This is a genomic window from Mycobacterium gordonae, assembly GCF_002101675.1.
Taxonomy (GTDB): Bacteria; Actinomycetota; Actinomycetes; order Mycobacteriales; family Mycobacteriaceae; genus Mycobacterium; species Mycobacterium gordonae.
Map to the genome: position 1 here is coordinate 1 of NZ_LQOY01000161.1, position 6,224 is coordinate 6,224.

6 protein-coding genes and 1 pseudogene are annotated in these 6,224 nt (G+C 61.6%); 2 read left to right on the plus strand and 5 right to left on the minus strand.

Annotated features, from left to right (window positions below):
* Positions 1 to 174 precede the first annotated feature (174 nt).
* Together AWC08_RS22970 and AWC08_RS22980 are read right to left on the minus strand one after the other, a co-directional pair.
* Positions 175 to 1,353 carry a tyrosine-type recombinase/integrase gene (locus AWC08_RS22970; protein ID WP_244906521.1) on the minus strand — a complete coding sequence of 393 codons (1,179 nt, stop codon included), beginning with the start codon at positions 1,351 to 1,353 and terminating at the stop codon, positions 175 to 177.
* Positions 1,354 to 2,106: 753 nt separating this feature from the next.
* Complete coding sequence (locus tag AWC08_RS22980) at positions 2,107 to 2,901, minus strand: ParA family protein (protein WP_036395621.1); 795 nt, start codon at positions 2,899 to 2,901, stop codon at positions 2,107 to 2,109.
* A gap of 769 nt (positions 2,902 to 3,670) precedes the next feature.
* Here AWC08_RS22980 and AWC08_RS22985 point away from each other — a divergent pair.
* Both AWC08_RS22985 and AWC08_RS22990 read left to right on the plus strand, forming a co-directional pair.
* Positions 3,671 to 4,384, plus strand: a complete 714-nt coding sequence (locus AWC08_RS22985) for a ParA family protein (RefSeq protein ID WP_036395623.1) — start codon at positions 3,671 to 3,673, stop codon at positions 4,382 to 4,384.
* Positions 4,384 to 5,220 (plus strand): ParB/RepB/Spo0J family partition protein, encoded by an 837-nt coding sequence (locus tag AWC08_RS22990; RefSeq protein WP_036395625.1) that lies wholly within the window; start codon positions 4,384 to 4,386, stop codon positions 5,218 to 5,220. The genes AWC08_RS22985 and AWC08_RS22990 overlap by 1 nt, the downstream gene beginning before the upstream one ends.
* 79 nt (positions 5,221 to 5,299) lie before the next feature.
* Here AWC08_RS22990 and AWC08_RS39160 read toward each other — a convergent pair whose 3' ends face one another.
* From AWC08_RS39160 to AWC08_RS23000, 3 genes and pseudogenes are all read right to left on the minus strand, one after another.
* Positions 5,300 to 5,716, minus strand: coding sequence for a zinc ribbon domain-containing protein (locus tag AWC08_RS39160; RefSeq protein ID WP_308207302.1), 417 nt, complete (start codon positions 5,714 to 5,716; stop codon positions 5,300 to 5,302).
* 3 nt (positions 5,717 to 5,719) lie between these two features.
* Positions 5,720 to 5,854: pseudogene (locus tag AWC08_RS39165) on the minus strand (transposase); the annotation flags it as partial.
* Positions 5,855 to 5,924: 70 nt separating this feature from the next.
* Positions 5,925 to 6,224 (minus strand): transposase (locus AWC08_RS23000; protein ID WP_244906522.1); only part of this gene is annotated, 300 nt, incomplete at its 5' end.

Below are 6,224 nucleotides of genomic sequence, written 5' to 3' on the forward strand. Positions count from 1 at the left end.
GAATTCGAAGCAATCATGACCACACCGGCCAGTCAGGCCGCGTGACCGAAACTGTCACCTGATCGTGCAGCAGACCCCCGAGTGCGTCACTGGCATCGAGTGCTCGGAGGTGTGTCGCAGCAGTTTCGGCCTCAACAGACTCAACAGCGCTGTGGTTCATGGGTTCTCCAGGCTTTAGGGCTGCAGATGGGCGACAGGATCGTCCGTGGCTGAGGCTTGCCACGCCCTCTGAATGTGTCCGGCAGCATGGCGATTCGCCGAACGGCCATAGCGGGTTGTGACCATCTTGCGGTCTTTCCAGCCGAACTCATCCGCAACGAACTGGGCGTTAAAGTCGCTGGCGGCGTAGAGGTCAGATGCGGCCCGATGGCGGAATGCGTGAGGGACGACATGTCCGGGTAGTCCTGCCCGCCCACAAGCCTCGCGGAGCATTTTCCGGATACGGCTAGTCTTTATCGCCGTGCCCATGTGTCCGACAGCGAAGTTCACCAAGACTTGGTCGTGATCCACTAGCGGCTCTATCGGCAGGTAGTCGTCGAGTAGGTAAGCGTAGTAGCTGGATATCATCTGCGGGCTGGCCATACGAATCACGCCATTGATCGTGACCCCATCAGGTCCCTCGTAGCTGGTCTTGTCGTACGACTTGGCTGCAGCACCGTTGGGGTTGTCGTCACGCGGAATGATGTGAATGTGCGGGTCAGTCCGTTGGTTGCACTCGTACGGGGGCTGCAGGTGTAGGTCGCAGAACCGTAGTCCGCATAGTCCGCCGACGCGAATACCACTGTCCTTCAACCAGATAACGATCATCCTGTCGCGGGTTCGCAAGAGCACCCCTGGCCGCTCCAGCAGCACTTCAATGACCTCGTCCGGGACCATCCTCGGTCGATGGCTCGAAGTGCCCGCGGAGAGCGGGTTGGAACGAATCCACCGATCCTCTTGACCCCGAACCGGGGTGAGCCTTCCCTCGAGTTTCACTAGCAGGCGGGGGTCTATCTTCACTCCGGCCACCGCAAGGCCTTCGTAGTACACCCGCAATACCATGGCTACGTTGTTCGCCGCGTCAACGCCGAGGGGCTTCTTGCTCGGATCACGCCATGCCAGTCCGAATACGCCAGCATCAGCCGAGCCGGTGATACCTGCCATGTATCGGACCAAGTGATCGAAACGAACCTGGGTTTCGTCGAGTCCATGGACTTCAAGGAAGTTCAGGTGATCCACCAGGCTGTAGGCGTAAGTCCGCTGCGTGGATTTCTTCCGGCCCCGAAGGACAACAAGGGATCGTTCGTGGACTTCGTCGTCAGGGGTGAAAATCCACCACTGTTCTTTCCCTTCAGCGGGGTGGACTCTCGCCACCTTGTGGCACCGACCGACTGTCATGGACCCCAGTCCATCAGGGGTCCATGACGTTACCTCGGATCGACACGCCGGACGTGGTGGACGCCATCTCTAGCGGGTGGAAAGGTGCCCGAAGTACCGCCGTGATGTGTTCCGTGGGCCAATCCAGACGCGGTTGAAGCAGATCATCGCAGAGGTGTCGCCGAGTGTGGCGGAGCTTATGTCGTGCCGGAATGATGCGCGTGGGTTAGCCGCTTTACCGCGGTAAAGCGCTCACACGCGCATCGACACTGGTGCGCGCACTGTTAGCGCGTGCGCCGGCACCGCATGAGGTTTGCCCGCGTCGCTCAGGCTGTGCTAGCTACCCGCTGACGTCGGCGACGAAGTCGTAGAGCTTCCTCGACGAGATCGGAGGCGAAATCCTGCGCTGTCAACAAGACGTCTTCACGCTTGGCCGACAACCACGCCGCCCGCAATTCTCCCGCGGTCTCGGGCCGCAAACGCAGTGTTCGTGGAGCCCCGGGCTCGCCCTGGCTATCTGAACGTGACAAGCGCGCTGATGTGGCCGGGGAGATCGACGCCGCAATTGCGGGCTCGGGAGCTTGAACCTGCGCCGGCGGAGCGTCGGACGGCTCCGGCGATTGCGGTGTCACAGGAGCAGAGGTCTCAGCCTTCGAGGCCGGCGCCGTCCCCGGGGTGGTCGTCCGGGCAGGGGGCCGGGTCGCCGATCCCACGTCTGACAACATGCCGACGACGACGTCAGCGACGTTCTTACCCATAGTGCCTCCCTCGGTTACGACGACCCTCATTGACCCGTTTCATCACATCGACAGTGAATGCTGCGTACGCCTGGGCGAGATCGGGGTCGGCTTCAACGTCCCCGAGGACATAACAGCCGGTAACCATCCGCTCGGCCGCTGTGCGTTTCGGGATCAACGTCTCAAACAACGGCAACCCGTCGTCCTTCAATGCAGCAAGGGTGTCGCGGCTGATGACCGTGTTCGGCTCATATTTGGTTAGTAAGACTCCAAGCAGCTCAGCAGAAAGCACCTGGTGCGCGCGCAGCGATCCTGCCCACTCCATGAACATATGGACGCCGCGTCTCCCCCACTTGCTGGCGTCGGTCGGCACGATCATCCAGTCAGCAGCATTCAGAGCAGAAATGACCAGCTGCCCCAGGTTGGGTGAAAGGTCCATCACAATGGCGTCGTAGTCGTCATAGACCGGCTCCAGCCGCATCGCCATTTGGTACTCGCGCCGGTGCATCATGACCAGCTGTTGATCAAGCTTCGCGACGGCCAAGGTCGAGGGGATCATTTCAAGATTCGCGATCCGCGTCTTGCGGATCACCTGTCTGACCGGAGCCTGTTCGGCGATCAGGTCATAAAGGTCCAGTTCGACGTCGTCGTCAGGATCGAACATCGACGTCGCATTGGCCTGTGCGTCGCAATCCACCAACAGGGTGCGCCAGCCGCCTTGGGCCAATCCGGCAGCAAGACTGACCGCGGTAAAGGACTTCCCCACGCCGCCTTTGTGGTTTGCGATCGCGATGACATCAGCTTTCACTTCATCCCCTTAGATCCCAATCGTCACATGGTGATTAGAACACGGGGTGATGCAGTGTTCAGGCGATGCGGTGACGGCGTGTTGGCGCGACCAGGTGATGTCATCACCAGGTGATCCGGCAATCCACTAATTCAGCGATCCGGTGACGCCGTGACGTAGTGACGCCGCAACGACGTCACGCGATCTCCCGGTGATGCAGTGATTCGGTGATGGTGTGTTGCCGCGATTGCGCGATGTAATCGCTACGTGACCCGGTGATTGAGTGACGGTGTGTTGCCGCGATCAGGTGACGTGATCGCGAGGTGACCCCGTGATGGCGTCATCTGCTGATTCGATGATTCCGTGATGGTGTGTTGGTGTCACGGAATCATCCGATCGCCCCCGTGAGTGTGTGACGCGGTGTTTCCACGATCCAGTGATTGCGTGACAACGTGTCGGCGTCACCGCGTGAGGTTGTGGCAGCGTGATCGGGCGACCACACGCACGCAGTGTGCGACGACCCACAGAATCACGCTTAATGTGAAATCCGGCATGTCGCAAAGGCGAATGTCGGAAACGAGTTGCGAAGCGGCCCGATAACCCCTGATGGTGCCTAGCCGCCGTACTTTACCGCGGTAAAGCAGCAAACGTTTTGCCGGCGCGGGGACTCATGGGACCACGACACTGCCGGTGTGTCACCGCAACGCAAGAAGGCCGGCGGCCGCTAGCATCAAACTCCATCCCATCCGAAGTACTCCGCAGTGCGGGGGAAGCATACGGAAGGCCTTCTATGGCTGTGCACGTCGTTCTCAATCAGAAAGGCGGCGTCGGCAAGAGCACCATCGCAGTCAATCTGGCTGCCGTAACCGCCGACGTCTGCAACGATCACGACGACCCAGACGCCACATCTCCAGTGGCCGCGATCTCAGTCGACCCGCAGGGTTCCGCCGTGTGGTGGGCATCGCGGATCGACGATCTACCATTCCACATCGTCCAAGCCCACGACGACCTCGCCGGCCTAGCGCGCCTAAAAGAGCTGCCCACCATCAAACATGTCTACGTCGATACCCCAGGATGGATCGACCTCGACGCCGGCGCCACCACCAGTGATCCACTCGGCCGCGGACCCGCCGCCGATGCGCTACGCACCGTCCTGGACCTCGCAGACCGAGTCATCATCCCGATCGAAACCGAACCGCTGTCCTTCGACCCCACAGCCCGCACCATCAACAAGGTCGTCAAACCACGCGGATTGCCCTACACCGTCGTGATCAACAACTGGGACCCTCGAGACGGCGTCCACGATCTCAACGAAACCAAGGAATTCGTACGACTCAACAAGTGGCCCCTGGCCCACACCGTTATCCGCCACTACAAACTGCACGCTCGAGCGAGCGCCGACGGACAGGTCGTCACCGAATACCCAACCAACCGCGTCGCCCTGCAAGCGCGTGAAGACTTCTACCGCTTCGCACTCGAACTCAACATCGGGGGAGGGGACTAGTGGCCGCACGCGGCAAGCGAACCAGCCTGGCGGCACTGGCCGCCGATGTCGGTGACAACTCACCGGTGGACCAGCAGCCAGAGGCCGGGCCGGCACGCAGCGCCCCGCTCGCACAGCTGACCCCCAATCCGCGGAATCCTCGCGAAGATCTCGGTGACCTCGCCGACCTCGCCTCGATCGCCGACATGCAACTGCAACCCGCGGTCGTCGTCACTGCCGATGCCTACCGGGCCCTGTACCCCGACGACGAAATCGTCACCCGCTATGTCGTCGTCAACGGGTGCCGCCGGCTGGCCGCAGCACACAAATACGGCCGCACCGACCTCGACGTAGTCGTCAATGACACTATTGCCCGTGACCGCGTTACCCTCATCTCCGCCGCCATCACGGAAAACGTTGACAGGCAAGACTTCGACGTCATCGAGGAAGCCCGCGCGGTCGAGGCCCTCGTCGCCGAGTGTGGACGGGCCGACCTCGCCGGCCAACGCCTTCACCGCACCGAAGGTTGGGTCTCCCAGCGACGCGCTCTCCTCAAACTGGCGCCCGAACTGCAAACCGCGCTACGACGCGGCGAACTGGCAATCCGCGAAGCGCGGTCGCTCGCCCGAGTCCCTCTAGAACAGCAAGTCGCCCGCTGGCGCGCCGCTCAAGACAAGCAGCAATCCAACGACAAACCCACCGGAGACCCGCCCACACCAGCCCCATCCCGGTCGCGCGTCATCACCACCGCACTGTCGAAATTCGACAGCCAACCCAACCTGCTGGCTGACGCGCTGCGGGAATATCTCGGCACAGACGGAGTCGACCGGCTCCTGAATCTGCTCAACCAGGCGTAGAACAGCACGTTCGTTCGTACAACCCACCTATCATTGACCTCCTCCCGGCCGTGAACGGCCGGGATTCCGACTGGGCCGCTCACGCGGCCCAACCTTGGTTCCCGCTTTCGCGAGCGCACCTTGCGGTGCCCGCACCTTGCGGTGCGGCCCCCGGTCCGGGGGTGGGCGCGGGTCTGGCCCGGGCCAAGACTATCTGCGCAGCCTGAATGTCGGCATGCTCGGCGTGGCCACACGCGACGCATTGGAATCCCGCTTGGCTCTTGCGGTTTTCCTTTGCCGTGTGTCCACACATGCGGCATTCGATACTGCTGTTCTTCGGCGGCACTGCCACGAGCGTGGTGCCTGAAGCCTGCATTTTGTGTCCCAACCGGCGGGCGAACATGCCCCAGCAGTTGGCATAAATACCTTTTGAGAGCCCCGCCTTGGCTGCTGCCCCATTGGGCAGGTACTGGCCGGGGTTGTCGGGGTCGGGCTTGGGTTTGGGCCTGCGGACCATGTTTGTGGTTTGCAGGGCTTCAACCGCGACGAAGTCGTAGCTTTCCGCAAGGCGCGTGGTGATCTTCTCGACCCAATCTTTGCGGCGTTGCGCTACTCGCTCGTGCAGCATCGCTATCTGCTTGACTGTCGCCTTGCGCCGGTTGCCGCCTGGTCAAGTCCAGGGACGTGGTGTACGACGTCGTCGTGTGATTCTTCGATGTCGTGACTTATGCGGTTAGTGCCGCGGGGTTGTCCTCCTGTTCTGCTGGTGTGGTGGTGGTCAGGCGGGATTTGCTGAGGACGTCGAGACCCAGGTAGCGCCGTGACTCGGCCCATTCGTCGTGTTGTTCGGCCAGCACAGCGCCGACGAGGCGGATTAGAGCATCGCGGTCGGGGAAGATCCCGACGACATCGGTGCGGCGGCGGATTTCTTTGTTGAGTCGTTCCTGGGTTATCTGTAGTCCTCGTGACGGCGTCTTTGATGTCCGACACGAGGTGTTGAGGTCCCAGGTTCTGCGTGCTGGACA